Source organism: Thermomicrobium roseum DSM 5159 (assembly GCF_000021685.1).
GTDB classification, from domain to species: domain Bacteria; phylum Chloroflexota; class Chloroflexia; order Thermomicrobiales; family Thermomicrobiaceae; genus Thermomicrobium; species Thermomicrobium roseum.
Genome location: NC_011961.1, coordinates 836,151 through 849,477 on the forward strand (window position 1 = coordinate 836,151; position 13,327 = coordinate 849,477).

Below are 13,327 nucleotides of genomic sequence, written 5' to 3' on the forward strand. Positions count from 1 at the left end.
TCCTCACAGCTGCTCGCTCAGTTCAGTCAGCGACTGGACCGTCCGGTGGGGCTGCTTGCCGAGCGCGTCCAGCGCGCTCCCTGTTCGGTCCACCCAGCAGACGCGAAAGCCATAGCGAAGCGCTCCAGCGACATCGAAGCCGTTCGCCGAGCAGAAGAGGATCCGCTCCGGCGGCACGACGAGGTGAGCAGGTGCCAGGGCATAGACTGCTGGCGACGGCTTGTAGCGCCGCACAGCATCGGCGCTCAACACCGCCTCGAACCACTCGCGCAGTCCGGCCATCCGTAAGAGCTGCTCGAGCATCATCGGACTGCCGTTGGACAGGACGGCCAACCGCAATCCCCGCTCGGCGAGCCGCTCCAGTGCCATTGCTGTTTCCGGGAAGGGATCCAGTTCCAACCACCCCTGCAGAAGATGCTCGCGCTCTTCGGGCAGAAGCTCCAGTTCCAGCTGTTCGCACGCTGCATCGAGTGCTTGAGCCGTTATCACCCAGAAATCCTCGTATTCTCCCAAGATCGTGCGCAGGAAACTGTGCTCCAGCTGCTTGGTTCGCCAACGGTCGAGCAGGGGGACATCACCGACGATGGCCCGCGCCCGCTCCGCCAGTCGTCCGAACCCGAATAACGTCCCGTACACATCGAAGACGACCGCCTCGATCGTTTCCTCGTTCACCCGCATCCCCCCACGGCATGGTGCTAGGCCGAATCGTAGGCGCTCCGCGCCAGCACGGCAACTGGCACGAAATGAGTGCCGCACACCGAGATGGACGACCGGTTCTGATGTCCTGATCCGCGGTTCATCGCCTTCCCGATCGCTCCTCACGACGACCCAACCAGCCGGCTCGTTGTACCCTGGAAGTGCTGGCTCGAGGAGGGGCAGCGTGTGGAAGCAGGTCCTCGTCGTTTTTCTCGCCGTCGCCGTTTTCGTCGCCATGCTCCCGGTCCGAGAGGCAACCACTTCCCCCTTCGCCAGTCCTGCCTTCGAGCAGATCTGGTTGCGAGACCAGAACGGCCTGCTCGACCTTTGGGGACAAGGTCCGCTCGCCTGGCGACTCGAGCCCTATGCCGATGCTCCATCCGGTCGCCGCCTCGTCCAATACTTCGATCGTGGTCGCATGGAACTCACCAGCGAGGCTGGCTCGACCCGCACGCTGGTCACGCAAGGTCGACTCGCCTGGGAACTCACCACTGGTCAGATCGCCCTCGGCAGTGATCTCACTGCGCGCCGTCCGCCACCCGACATCTCGATCGACGGTGGTTCACCCGATCCGCGCGTACCGACCTATGCGGCGCTCGCCCGCCTCGTCGGTCAGCCTGCCACTGACCGAACTGGCTGGCCACAACCCATCGATCAGTGGCTCACCGCCGACGGCACGCTCCGCACAGCGACGCCGCCAGCGCCAGTCCGCATGGGTCGTTTCGTCACCACGACACGCCACAACCTTCCAGACGTCACCGTCGCCCTCTTCGACCGCTCACCCCTCGGCGCCACCGCCTGGCTCGAGACCTTCGGCTACCCGATCAGCGAGCCCGTGTGGGCTTACTACCGCCGGGGCAACGTCGCCATCCCCGCGCTCGTCCAGGTCTTCGAACGCCGCATCCTGCTCTACTTTCCATCCCTCCCAGCCGATCAACGCTTCACCGTCGCCAACACCGGACGCCACTACTACCGCTGGCGCTACGGTAGCGAACCGACTGCTCCCTGGCCAGCACCGCTCCCTGGCACCCCCCTCCCGCTCGATGTGCCGACCCACTTCCGAGCCGGCCTCCTCCTGGACGGGGTTCGCGATCCGATCGACCTGGCGCTCGCCCCGGACGGCAATCTCCTCGTCCTCACTGTCTCCGGCACCATGCTCCTGGTGACGGCGGAGGACAGCCAGGGTCGTGCCTCCCGCCTCACCACGTTCGCCTCGGGTTTCCTCGCGCCACGCGGCGCCGTCGCCAGCGGCGGGTGGGTCTACGTCGCCGACGATCGCGGGCTCATTCGGCTGCGCGACGACGACGGTGACGGCATCGCGGACCGGACCGAGTTACTGCCCCTCGATCTCCGACCGTTACCTGGGCCAGCCGGCGCTCCGGTCGTCGACGAGCGGGGACGTCTCGTGCTCGCCGCGACCACCACCGACGCACCAGAAACACCCCTCTTGTACGTCATCGAGGATCGCCGAGCCTCGCCGCTCGGCCCTGTCCCCGATCATTTGGCCCGCCTGTTCACCTGGGGAGAACTCCTGCTCGCGGTCACGCAAGCGGAAGGCGAGCCAGCCAGCGTCTTGCGCTTGACTGCGAGCGAAGATCCTTCTGCCTCGCGCCCGCTCCTCGACTTCCCACCAGATGTCGTCCTCTCCAGTGGGATCGTCTACACCGTTCCGCTCTGGGCAGACCCGATCCCTGGTACGTGGCTCTTCTGTGGAACGCGCAATGGGAGCGGGGTCGTGCTCCGCGCCCTTCCACGCTCCGATGCCCAGAGCGCCGAGCTGGCTCCCTTCGTCACTGGACTGCGTCGCCCGGTCGCTCTCGCTATCGGTCTGGATGGCACGATCTACATTGCGGACGCCGGCACGGGACAAGTCGTCAAGCTGGTTCCCACGCTCCGCTCGAGTCGATGAAGCGGTCAGAGGTCGCTGGGGCCACCATTCGGCTTTCCAGCCCCCAGTTCCTTGGCACGCCGGTAGGCTGCCCAGACCGCGCGCGCGATCACGGTCCGCAATCCACCGCGCTCCATCTCGTAGAGCGCGGCCGCAGACGTACCGCCCGGCGTCGTCACCATGTTTCGCAGCTCCGCCGGGTGCTTACCGGTTTCCTGCGCGAACAGGACAGAACCCAGGATCGTCTGCTGGACGAGCTGCTCCGCCACACTGCGCGAGAAACCGAGATGCACGCCCGCATCGATCAACGCTTCCATGATCAGGAAGACGTAGGCTGGACCAGTCCCGCTGAGCGCCGTCGCCATGTCCACGAAGTCCTCGTTGTCGACGCGGATCGCCAGCCCCATCGCTTCCAGGACCGTCCGCACCAGCCGCTCGTCCTCCGCCGTGACCACCGGCGCTGGGCACCACACGGTCGCCCCGTACCCGATCTGGGCTGGCGTATTCGGCATCGAACGCACGACTCGCTCGTGTCGCAGCCCTGATTGCAATCGTTCGATCGTGGCTCCAGCCACGATCGACAGAACCACTTGTTCGGCACGGAGTCGCCCCGCCAGATCGCGCATCGCCGCATCCAGCGTCTGTGGCTTCACCGAAAGCACCACGAGGTCAGCCTCGCTCGCCGCAGCAGCATTGTCCGGAACCGTCTCCAGTCCCAACCGTGCGACGAGCTCTTGCCGCCGGCGCGCGTTCGGCTCCCCGCCGGTCAGCTGGTGCACGCTCACCGATCCGGTCCGCAGCAGCGCTGCTGCCATCGCTTCCGCCATCACTCCGCAACCGATGAAGGCGATCCGCTTGCCACTCAGCGGTGACGGCTGCTGCCCCACCGGACGCCCTGCGAACTCCGCACGCACTCCACCCGACCTCACTCTTCTTCTTCCTCCTCCAGCTCGAGTTCCTCGAACTCGCCTTCCTCGATGAACGCCTCCACGAACTCGACCAGCCGGTTCAGTGCCGTCTCCACGATCTGCTCACCGAACTCCACCGACGCGGCTCGCGCGTCTCCCAGCGCCCCGTTCGCCGTGATCTCGTCGAACGAATAGGCCACGTGGACCGGCCCCCACCACGACGCGTGCGGATAGGCTTGCTCCAGGAGTTCGCCAGGTGCCAACGCCTCTTCCCGCACCGCCCACGGAGCCAGGTACAAAAGCTGACTCGTCTCGCTCTCGCAGGCGTGCCCGATCACCTCCGCCACCTTTCCCCGCTGCACCACGTCGTTGGCGAGCTCGGTGATCGATACCCACGCTGCCAGAACATCGAGTTCTCGTCGCAGCCGCTGGACGAGCAACTCCAGTGCCGGGCGATTCCCACCGTGTCCATTGACGAAGAGGAACCGCTCGAACCCATGCTCAGCCAGGCTCTCCACCACCTCGTAGAGCACTTGCATGAACGTTTCCGCCGAAAGCGTGATCGTCCCCGGAAACGCCATATGGTGCGGCGATACCCCGAACGGCATCACCGGAGCCACCAGGACCTCGGGATACATCCGTTCGGCCAGCCGCACGCTGAACTCGTACGCCCGCGCACTATCCGTCGCGAACGTCGCATGAGGCCCGTGCTGCTCCGTCGAACCGACCGGAATGACGACCAGCCGGATCTCTCCCATGGCAGCTTCCAGTTCCGGCCAGGTCATTTCCCAGAGCACGTATCGCTCTTGTGCTTCCATCACCCGTTATCCTTCCTTTGGCCGCTCCGGCGGCGCTTTGCTCGACCCTCCGCATCGTAACACACGGGAGACAGTCCGATGGCCTGCCCCTATCCACCCATCACCGACTACGCCCTCATCGGCGATGGCCGCACCGCCGCCTTGGTTTCCCGTACCGGCTCCCTCGACTGGCTTTGCCTGCCGCGCTTCGATGCTGATCCGGTCTTTTCGCGCATTCTCGATGCCGATCTCGGTGGCTCCTGGACCATCGTGCCGGAGGACATCGTGCGGATCCACCGTGCCTACCGACCCCACACCAATGTCCTCGACACCACTTTCACGACCGCTACCGGCCAGCTCCGTCTCACCGACTTTTTCCCAGCTCTCCACGAGCACCAGAAACCTGCTTTCCCGCTCGCCCAAACCCTCCTCCTGCGTCGCCTGCGCTGCCTCTCCGGCCGCGTGGCCATCACTGTCACCATCCGCCTCCGGCCGCGTTACGGTCGCCAAACGCCGGAACTACGCTCGTTCGCCGGTCACTGGTACCAGTACGGCTGGGGACATTCCCAGGCTATCCTCTTTGCCAGCAGACCACTCGAGCGGCGCGGCGCCTTGCTCCACGGGACATTCGTCCTCGAGGCTGGCCAGTCAGCCGACTTCGCGCTCGCCTATGCCGACGAGGCTCCAGTGGAACTCCCCGTCCCACAGCTGTTCGACACCTTCGAGCGGCTGACCGTCGACTATTGGACCGAGTGGGTACTGCGCTGCAGCTATACCGGCCCCTACCGCCAGGCCGTCGAGCGGAGCGCACTCGTGCTCAAGCTTTTGACCTACGCACCCTCCGGTGCCATCGTCGCTGCGCCCACGACCTCGCTTCCCGAGTGGCCCGGCGGACCACGCAACTGGGACTATCGCTACTGCTGGCTCCGCGACGCCGCCTTCACGGTCCGTTCTCTGCTCGGCCTCGGCTATCATGAGGAAGCCGACGCGTTCGTCGACTGGATCCTCCACGCCACCCGCCTCACCCAACCGGAACTCCATGTCCTCTATACCGTCTACGGCGAGCCCGATATCCCTGAGCGGCTGCTCGTCGATCTCGACGGCTACCGCAGTAGTCGCCCCGTTCGCGTCGGCAATGCTGCTGCTCGACAGTTCCAACTCGATGTCTACGGCGAAGTGATCGATGCCCTCGCGCGCTATCGCCTCTTCGGTCGTCCCCTCGATCGCGAGGTGTACCGCTTCCTGCGCGGACTCGCTGAGGTGATCGTTCGTCGTTGGCGCGAACCGGACGACGGGATTTGGGAAGTGCGCTCCGGCCGCGTCCACCATGTCCATTCCAAAGTCATGGCCCTCGTCGGCCTCCGCCATCTCGAGCGCCTCGCCATCCTGGACGGTGTCCGTTTGCCGCTCGAGCGCTATCGCCGTGCTGCCGAGGAGATCGAGCGTTGGTTGGTTACCTACGGGGTCGATCCAGTGCGCAACGCCTTCGTCGCGACTCCTGGCGGTGCGCCGGATGCCGCTCTCCTCTGGGTCGCGCTCCAGGATGTGTTCCTCTCACCCGAGCATCCGTGGGTCATCGGAACGGTCGAGGCCATCCAGCGCGAACTCGCCCACCAGGAACTCGTCTTTCGCTACCACCGCAACGACGGCCTGGCTGGTCCCGAGGGAGCATTCGTCATCTGCTCCTTCTGGCTCGTCGAGGCACTCGCGCGCCTCGGTCGGCTGGATCAGGCACACGAGCACTTTGCCCGACTGCTCACCCGCGCGAGCGACCTCGGCCTCTACGCGGAAGAAATCGACCCTCGCACCGGCGAGCATCTCGGGAACTTCCCGCAAGCCTTCAGCCACATCGGCCTCATCAGCGCCGCCCTGGCACTCGAGGAGGCGAGCGCACCTTCGACCTCGCTCCGCCTGGCTGCCGACTAGCGGAGCAACACACCGAGCACGAGCCCGTAGAGGACATGCCCGATGATTGTCGCCACTGCCGTGCGACGCCCGTAGTTGAGTCCTGCCAGCCCTGGCGGCTGCAGATGCCGGGTCGGGTCCGGCCCGGTCCGCTCGCTCGCCATCCGCGGGTGCACTCCAGGGAGGCCCGGCAGCACCACCAGCAGCACGAACGCGCCATGTCCGAGCCCCAGCAAAGCACCCAACCACCAGCTAGCACCCCCCAGAAGCCAGAAGACACCAGCATAGATGGCCGCCAGTGGCCAACCCACGAGGATGTGCACGAAAATGCCCACGAACTTGGCACGTTCTCGATCGCGCGTCACCCACAGCCCGAGGATCAGCGGGAGATCCATCCGCGTCAGCCCCATCAGTTGGCTTCCCCGCAACACGACGGTCAGCACGATCGTGGCGACCAGCCCCGCGATCAGCACGCGCAGGATCGCATCCATCGCTCGCCCTCCCGCCCCGCCAACCGGTGCTATCCTCGACCATCGGGAGGAACACGATGCCGTTCGCCATGGAGCTCCAGCCAGAAGGGTTCGTCCCGGCCGTCCGCTGCGATCACTGTGGTGAGTCGGTCACTGCCGAGACCGGCCTCGTTCTCTGGAGCATCGATGTCCCAGCCAGCCTCAGCGCAGCACCGATTCTGGTCGCCTGCGACCAGGACTGCGCTGATGCCCTCGCCGCCCGCTATCCGGAATCCCGGTTCGCCCTCCTGGCCCTCGATACCTATCTCGTGACCCTCGTCGAGGATTCCCTGAGCATCGACGCTGATGCCGTCCGCCAGCGCGATGCGCTCGCCTGGGCGATCGAACAGACCCGCGATGAGGTCGACCAGGCCCTCGAGTAGCCCTCACCGACTCGCGAGCCGTCGTACGACCAACACCGCGAGCGCAAGTCCAAAGCGCAGGCCGATACCCGCGTAGACCAGCCCGCGCAAGAGCCGACTCTGGTGCGGCGCGTAATGACGGCGATAGAACAGCGCCATCGCCCGGTAGAACTCCCAGAGCACGCGCGGATCGCGCCGCCCCCAGGATCCCCCTTTCACATGGACAGCCCGCGCGGCTGGCTCGTAGCGCACGCGCCAGCCACGCGCTTTGATCCGGTACGCCCAATCCAAGTCCTCGCCGTACATGAAGTACGCCTCGTCGAGCAGCCCCACCTCCTCGATCGCCTGCAGGCGCACCAGCATGCACGCACCGCTGACCGCATCGACCTCGAGCGGCTGATCGGGGTCGTAGCAGGTCAGGTTGTACCGGCCGAACCGCCGACTCCGGGGGAAAAGTGTCGCCAAGCCGGTCAACTTCCACAAGGCAGACTCAGGCGTCGGAAAACTCCGCCGACACGCCAGATCCAACCGCCCATCCGGCAGCACCAGCTTGGGCCCGACCACTGCCACCGTGGGCTCCCGGTCCAATACCGCAACCAGCCGAGCGATCGTCTCCGACTCGACGAAGCAATCCGAGTTCAAGAGCAGCACCGCATGTCCGCACCGCACTGGCTCGGGAAGCAACGCGAGAATGCGGCGCAGCGCCACGTTGTTTGCACGCGCAAACCCCAGATTCCGCCCGGTCTCCAGGACCAGAACCTGCGGAAACTGCCGGCGCACCATCTCCACCGAGTTGTCCTGCGAGTCATTGTCCACCACCAGGACACTCAGCGGGCGATCGAGGCAACTCGCCGACACGGCGGTCAGGCAGCGTTCCAACAGCCCTGCCGTGTTGTAGTTGACGATCACTACCCAGACACCGCGCGGCGCTGCGGCCGTCACCGCGACCGGCTGGATCGCCGCCTCACCACCCCTCGCGCCACGCCAGGTAGTGCTGCCCGACATTCCCCATCTCCACTCGCCACCCCGGCGGATTGCCCGGCGTGTACGTCAAGCACCGTCGCTCGAAACATTGAACCAGCACGTCTTGGACTACTCCACCCACCTTCACCGTTGCCCAATACGGCTCGGTAATCGGGAAACCAGTCGCGAAGAACGTCGGCTCGAACAGCTTCCCCTCGACCGGCCCGGTCTCGCCCCAGACCAGCCCCTGGCTCTGCAGAAACTCCCAGAAGACATCGGCCACCGTATGGTGTGTTTCCGGAACGAGCACCGCCGCGAAGACGCCACCAGGACCGTCGTCGCTCACCGTGCCATCGCGGTGCAGCCGCCAGCGAATCTCCGCTCCCACCGGGAGCGGCGGAGTATCGAGGAATGCACGAAACGTCGCATAGGTCGGCCCAGCGGGATCGTCGGCATCACCCGCCACCGGAAGAGCGGCCGGCTCCCGTTGCTCGAACAGCGCATCACCGACCTGGACCGCTCCCGTGATGAGTTCTCGCACCAGCAGCCCGTTCGTCACGTACCAACGGGTACCTCGATCGGCCGCCAGCTCCGTCACCTCCATCCGCGCCTTGTCCCAATACAGCACCGCCCGCCGGCCGCCCGGCGCATCCACGTACGGCTCGATCGCGACCCGCAGCGGTTGCGGCCCCCACGTCCAGCTCCGCGCTGCCGAGCCAGCCGCGACCGGCCGATCCTCTCGCTCCCAGGTTCGTTGCCAGGCAGCGAAAACGACTGGCTGGTAGGCTGCCGGTTCCCACGCTGCCCAGCCGATCCGCTCCAGTGTCTCCCGGCGACCAGTAGCCGGTTCCACGATCACCAGCACTGGGGGCTTCCCTGGCGAGTTCTGCACGAAGGCCAGTCGCTCACCCTCAGGACTGATCGCTACGAGAATCCCCGGATCGCTCGCCGCGATCGCGCGCTCCCCGGTCACCAGGTCGATCCGCGTCACCACAGTCGGAAAACTTCGGCTCACGTAGAGAAAGCGAGCCAGGGGGTCCAACCACACGTACGGAGAGGGCACTTGCCTCCCTGGATACCCTACCGGCACATCGACGATGCGGCGCGCCTCCCCGCTGACCAGATTGAGCAAGATCAAATCGTCGCCACCTCCGACCGCATCCACGAACCCCAACCACTGCCCGTCACCGGAGACTAAAAGCGGCATCCGGCACGTCTCGATCGGCCCGTTCCACAACACGCCGCTCGCGCCGCTCGCCGGATCGACCCAGCGGAGTCGCGCGTCGAGCGCCCCGGCATACACCAGCCGTGGCTGCTCGGCGACACCAGCTACCCCCACCCAGGTGATCTGCCCGATCGCTCGGTCGACGATCTCGACGCGACCGCTGGCGGCCTCGATCCAACCCAGCTCCATCACAGGGCACGGTCCATCGAGCGATTCATCGGTCGCTCGCTGGAACGCGAGCCATCGCCCATCCGCTGACCAGACGAGCGTCCTCGCCGCCACTGAAACGGAACGAACCACATTCCCCTCGCGGGTCGCGATGACGACCGATTCCCCATCGCGCCAGGCCAGCCACCGCCCATCGCCCGACCAACTGGCCTCGCTGCCCCGGCCCACGATCCGGGTCGTTGGCTCTGCTCCCGTCGTGACGATCCCGATCACCGGGGTACCGTCCTGGACACCGGCCAAGGCGAGCCGCCCACCCTCCGGCGACCACAGCACGCGAGACACAGCTAGATCGTTCGCCACCGGTTGTCGCTGCCGACCGTCCCCCGTCGCCAGCCACAACGTCCGATCGCGATCGAGCAGCGCGAGCGACCACCAGGCAGGTTCCGCCTCGCGAGCCGCAACCAAGCCCGACATCCCGGTGCCGATCGAGACGATCGCGAGCAGAATCGACCATGTCACCCGCATCCCGCACCCCTTCCCCGTGGCAGCCCCACTGCCGAAAACGAATACTAACCATAGCGTGCCCGCCACGTTTGCCGAACCGTCCTGCAGCGTTGCTCGCTCGCGCCGATCAGCCTGGCCACATCCTGGCGAGCGGGCATCTCGTCGCATTCCAGCCCGTGAGGCAATGACACGATCTTCCCCAGCGAACGCACAGTGCCGACTCCGCGCGATCTGATCGCTCTGGCCCACCAAACCTTCTGGTGCATCAGCTCCCTGTTATGGCGTGACAGTGCGACCCCCTGGCCTCCTCGCGCTACTGCACCGCGCCGAGATTTGCTGGCACGCCGCGTGTTCCTCGCGGTCCGACTCCTGCCCGTTCCGGAACCGGTCGGCTCGTCAGGGGAGAGCCTCATCGTCCTGCGCCTCACTCCATGGCGATTCGTGTCTTGACGCGCTCCGCCCCGGCTGTTACCCTCAGCGCGGCAAACGATGTTCGTCGTGGGGAGGGAGCGCTGTGCTCGTCCGCATGCCCGGTCGTGCCAGGTGATGTGATGCGCGGAAACCCAGTGCACTGCCATCGGTCCAGAGTCGAATCGCCTGGAAGGGAGAGCACAGCGTGACGAAGAAGCGCGTCAACAAGGTCGTCCTCGCCTATTCCGGTGGGCTGGACACCTCCGTCATCCTGAAATGGATCAAGGAAACCTACGGCTGCGAAGTGATCACCGTCACCGCTGATGTCGGCCAGGGTGAGGATCTCTCCGGTATCGAAGCCAAAGCGCTCGCCACCGGCGCCTCCAAAGCCTATGTCCTCGATCTCAAGGAGGAGTTCCTGACCCAATACGCCTTCCCTGTCCTCCGCTCTGGTGCTGTGTACGAGCGGAAGTATCTCCTCGGCACGAGCTTTGCCCGCCCGCTGATCGCCAAGTACCAGGTGGAGATCGCAAAGCGCGAGGGAGCCGATGCCGTCGCGCATGGTTGCACCGGCAAGGGAAATGACCAGGTCCGCTTCGAACTCACCTACAAGGCACTCGCCCCCGAACTCACCGTCATTGCACCCTGGCGCGAGTGGGATCTCTCCGGTCGCGAGGCCCTGCTCGAGTACGCTGCCTCTCGCGGTATCCCGGTCGCACAGTCCAAAGAGAACATCTACAGCCGCGACCAGAATCTCTGGCACCTGAGTCATGAGGGAGGCGAACTCGAAGACCCTTGGCAAGCCCCGAGCGAACGGGTCTATCAAATCACGGCGAGCCCGCAAGCGGCACCTGACCAGCCCGAAGAGATCGTCATCGGCTTCGAGCACGGTTATCCCGTCAGCTTGAACGGTGAGCGGCTGCCCCCGGTGACGCTCATGGAGCGCCTCAACGCGATCGGCGGACAACATGGTATCGGGCGCATCGACCTTGTCGAAAATCGCCTCGTCGGCATGAAGTCCCGCGGCGTCTATGAGCAGCCTGGGGCGACCATCCTCTCCGTCGCGCACAAAGAACTCGAGCATCTGACGCTCGACCGCGAGACGATGCACTTCAAAGACCAACTCGCTCTGAAATACGCCGAACTCGTCTACTACGGACTGTGGTACACACCGCTCCGCGAGGCCCTCGATGCCTTCGTCGATGTCACCCAGCGGACCGTCACCGGCGAGGTCCGACTCATGCTGTACAAGGGGAACTGCATTCCCACCGGTCGCCGCTCCCCCTACAGCCTCTATAGCATGGAATTGGCGACCTTCGGAGCTGACGCTATTTACGACCAGCGGGACGCCGAAGGTTTCATCAACCTCTTCGGTCTCCCGCTCAAGGTCGCTGCCCTCTTGGCCAAACAGCGGAGCACTTCGTCCTGACTGCTCGGGCAGATACGACGAATCGGGGGCGCGTCTCGCGCCCCCAGTTCGTTGACCGCCGTCATGTGTTAGCCGGACCTCATCGCCACGGATGAATCGTCGGCGAGTTGATGGCGATGATCATCCAAATGATCAACCCCACGACGTTGATGCCGACGAACGTCACGAATGCCAGAAATCCCCACCCATAGCGGAACTCGTACCCGAAGAGCGGCTGTCCCGCCGTCTCCACCCGCTCTGCGACCACCACTCGGCTGTTCTGTCCCTTCGCCACGCTCGTTCCCTCCCAGTCTCGGCCGCTGCGATCGCTCTCCCCCTATCCTACCACGTTCCCTGGCACTTTGCGAAACCATTCACGAAGAAAATAAAATATCGTTCTTGACCAACCCGACGCGCCTCACCACTTGTTCTGCAATCGAACACGCTCGACGATGATCCGTGCTCATCCCGCACGCCTGTCGCACCGTGCTCCGGTTTCTTCCGCTTCCCCCTCGCCGACCGTGCGTCACTCTCGTCGCACCAGCGCCGCTCACCGTTCGGTTGCCTCGCTCCCGGGAAGCCTCGCCACATATTCGCCTCGCTCTTCTGCCAGTTCCACCAGCCCATCCCGGGCCAATCCTTCCAGCACCCCGCGCAACCAGTCGCGCGCTTGGCAACCGTAATCCGCCCGGACCAGCCTTCCCAACTCGTCCAACGGCACGCCTCTCGGATGCTGCCGCAGCACCGCCACGATCCGCCCGCGGTAATAGCGCCGCGAGCCCTCGAAGCGCCCACCCCTGCGCCGACTTTCTCCCTCCGTCCCCACCGAGCGACACAGCCCGCACAACGGGCAGATCTCACACCGCGGTCGCCGCGCCGAGCAGATGCGCGCACCCAGTTCCATCAGGGCCTGGTTCCACTCGTAGGCTCGATCCAGTGGCAAGACCCGCTCGGCCAGCTCGTCCAGTTCGCGCCGACCCGGTCGCGCCTCCGGCCCGAGGAAGACACGCCTCAAAACCCGGGCGATGTTCGTGTCCCAGAACGCCACACGCTCCCCGAAGGCGAAGCACGCCACCGCACCCGCCGTATAGCGTCCGACACCCGGCAGCCGCTCCAAGAGCCGCCGCTCGCCCGGGAAGCGCCCACCCCACCGCTCCACGATTTCCCGCGCTGCTCGCCACAGATAGACGGCTCGCCGGTTGTAGCCCAACCCACCCCAGACCGCGATCACCTCCGCCAGCGCTGCCGAGGCCAGCGCCTCCACCGTCGGGAACCGAGCGAGGAACACCTCATAGTACGGAATCACGCGCTCCACTTGGGTCTGCTGGAGCATCACCTCGCTGACCAGGATCCGGTACGGATCGCGCGTCCGGCGCCAGGGAAGATCGCGCGCTTCCCGCCGATACCAGTCCACGAGCCGTCGCTGCACTGCCCGGATCTGCTCCTCCGGGCTCTGCCCCAACCTCTCCGCCACCTGACCTGCAGCGCTCCCTTCCCGCCTCATCGACAATCGTTCACTCGTGGTACGCTCGCCAGCCCACGAGGCCGCACCATCGAGCATACCTACCTCCGACAGACCGGAA

12 protein-coding genes are annotated in these 13,327 nt (G+C 65.6%); 4 read left to right on the plus strand and 8 right to left on the minus strand.

What is annotated here, in order from left to right; translation table 11 throughout:
* Window positions 1-3 precede the first annotated feature (3 nt).
* Complete coding sequence (locus TRD_RS13020; RefSeq protein ID WP_012643089.1) at window positions 4-672, minus strand: haloacid dehalogenase type II; 669 nt, start codon at window positions 670-672, stop codon at window positions 4-6.
* Between the two features lie 208 nt (window positions 673-880).
* Here TRD_RS13020 and TRD_RS13025 point away from each other — a divergent pair, with 208 nt between their 5' ends.
* Window positions 881-2,605: a PQQ-dependent sugar dehydrogenase family protein gene (locus tag TRD_RS13025; protein ID WP_012643313.1), complete on the plus strand. Its 1,725-nt coding sequence runs from the start codon at window positions 881-883 to the stop codon at window positions 2,603-2,605.
* Window positions 2,606-2,610: 5 nt separating this feature from the next.
* Here TRD_RS13025 and proC read toward each other — a convergent pair whose 3' ends face one another.
* Together proC and TRD_RS13035 are read right to left on the minus strand one after the other, a co-directional pair.
* Window positions 2,611-3,498 carry a pyrroline-5-carboxylate reductase gene (proC, locus tag TRD_RS13030; RefSeq protein WP_012643173.1) on the minus strand — a complete coding sequence of 296 codons (888 nt, stop codon included), beginning with the start codon at window positions 3,496-3,498 and terminating at the stop codon, window positions 2,611-2,613.
* 11 nt (window positions 3,499-3,509) lie between these two features.
* A complete protein-coding gene (locus TRD_RS13035) occupies window positions 3,510-4,310 on the minus strand; it encodes a creatininase family protein (RefSeq protein ID WP_012642603.1) in 801 nt (266 codons plus the stop codon).
* Window positions 4,311-4,388: 78 nt separating this feature from the next.
* Here TRD_RS13035 and TRD_RS13040 point away from each other — a divergent pair, with 78 nt between their 5' ends.
* Entirely contained in the window at window positions 4,389-6,215 is a 1,827-nt protein-coding gene (locus TRD_RS13040; RefSeq protein ID WP_012642782.1) for a glycoside hydrolase family 15 protein, read from the plus strand.
* Here the strand turns inward: TRD_RS13040 and TRD_RS13045 are convergent.
* On the minus strand, window positions 6,212-6,685 hold the full coding sequence (locus TRD_RS13045) for a hypothetical protein (protein ID WP_012642665.1): 474 nt from the start codon (window positions 6,683-6,685) through the stop codon (window positions 6,212-6,214). The two genes, TRD_RS13040 and TRD_RS13045, sit on opposite strands and share 4 nt — an antisense overlap.
* A 56-nt stretch (window positions 6,686-6,741) precedes the next feature.
* On the opposite strand from TRD_RS13045, the gene TRD_RS13050 reads away from it, so the two are divergent.
* A complete protein-coding gene (locus tag TRD_RS13050) occupies window positions 6,742-7,086 on the plus strand; it encodes a hypothetical protein (RefSeq protein ID WP_012642896.1) in 345 nt (114 codons plus the stop codon).
* A gap of 3 nt (window positions 7,087-7,089) precedes the next feature.
* Here TRD_RS13050 and TRD_RS13055 read toward each other — a convergent pair whose 3' ends face one another.
* Together TRD_RS13055 and TRD_RS14015 are read right to left on the minus strand one after the other, a co-directional pair.
* Window positions 7,090-8,070 (minus strand): glycosyltransferase family 2 protein, encoded by a 981-nt coding sequence (locus tag TRD_RS13055; protein WP_012642948.1) that lies wholly within the window; start codon window positions 8,068-8,070, stop codon window positions 7,090-7,092.
* Entirely contained in the window at window positions 8,030-9,946 is a 1,917-nt protein-coding gene (locus TRD_RS14015) for a PD40 domain-containing protein (protein WP_012643007.1), read from the minus strand. Before TRD_RS14015 ends, TRD_RS13055 begins: the two co-directional genes overlap by 41 nt.
* Before the next feature lie 595 nt (window positions 9,947-10,541).
* Between TRD_RS14015 and TRD_RS13070 the strand changes: the two genes are divergently transcribed.
* Window positions 10,542-11,765: an argininosuccinate synthase gene (locus tag TRD_RS13070; protein WP_012642393.1), complete on the plus strand. Its 1,224-nt coding sequence runs from the start codon at window positions 10,542-10,544 to the stop codon at window positions 11,763-11,765.
* A 79-nt stretch (window positions 11,766-11,844) separates the two neighbouring features.
* Here the strand turns inward: TRD_RS13070 and TRD_RS14965 are convergent, their stop codons facing one another.
* Entirely contained in the window at window positions 11,845-12,039 is a 195-nt protein-coding gene (locus TRD_RS14965; RefSeq protein ID WP_012642762.1) for a hypothetical protein, read from the minus strand.
* Window positions 12,040-12,294: 255 nt separating this feature from the next.
* Window positions 12,295-13,218: an HhH-GPD family protein gene (locus tag TRD_RS13075; protein WP_226980748.1), complete on the minus strand. Its 924-nt coding sequence runs from the start codon at window positions 13,216-13,218 to the stop codon at window positions 12,295-12,297.
* Window positions 13,219-13,327: the final 109 nt, after the last annotated feature.